Below are 912 nucleotides of genomic sequence, written 5' to 3'. Positions count from 1 at the left end.
TAAAGCTCTTTGATGTTCTTCAGGTTGCAGCTTTAGAAATTTTCGATCAAACCCGAGTTCATCTTTCAAATCATTTGGATTTTTATTGTGGGCAGCACACCACGTATAGAGGGCTGTTAAAGGGTATGGCTGAACATCACCTCGCAACTGTTTACCTGTGATAAAAAGTATTGGTTGTATATTTGGAAACTTTTTCAGCATTGGCAATGTTTTAAGTACATCTTTATGGCCATCATCGAAAGTTACCAATACCTTCTTGTTTGAATTGCTCGCTTTATTTGACTCATGAACATGGTTAGATAATTGCTCCAATTTCTGATTTAGTAACTTAAGAGATATAGTCATCCCAAGACAGTGCTGAATACCATGAGCTCCATCTAGGGGGAGGGTATCGTAAATTCGATGAACACAAGGGATTTCGTTTAACCACCAATTATCACTACTAAATTGGAAATCTGAATTATTCAATTTGAACTCGCATGTTAAATTACTTCCAGAACAGTTTTGGGTGTCTTTATACCAGAGTTACCGAAATCCTTCAATTGTCTATATTAATCAATAGCTAATTGCTAAAAATAATATTGCTATATAACTTAGCATGCTTGTTTAGATGACAAATCAACTCAGCTTTTAGCCGTCTGCTGGGATGCGTCTTTTTTTTAAGTTTAAATCATTGCCTGTCAATAGTGCTATACAGGGATTTTGCAGTTTAGAAGTTGTATTCATGAATGGGTTTAGGGGCTAACCAATTTTGGCCCCAAAACGTGCCTGCTTCTACTTTCCATATGGGGTAGCTTTGTTTTTTAAAATTTAAAGTTAATGTAAAAAAATTAAATATTCGGTATTTTTACTATAAATAATGAATTTAAGTCAAAGGTAAAAGAAGGTTACGTTTAATAAACTTGTTCAATA

1 protein-coding gene is annotated in these 912 nt (G+C 34.1%); it reads right to left on the bottom strand.

Annotation, left to right across the window (positions count from 1 at the left end; translation table 11 throughout):
• Positions 1–468 (bottom strand): hypothetical protein (locus H5202_RS23450; protein ID WP_220493996.1); only part of this gene is annotated, 468 nt, incomplete at its 3' end.
• Positions 469–912 lie beyond the last annotated feature (444 nt).

It is taken from the genome of Shewanella sp. SG41-4 (genome assembly GCF_014164505.1).
Classification (GTDB): domain Bacteria; phylum Pseudomonadota; class Gammaproteobacteria; order Enterobacterales; family Shewanellaceae; genus Shewanella.
Note: the sequence above shows the minus strand (reverse complement) of the source record. Positions and strands in the feature narration are given on the sequence as shown.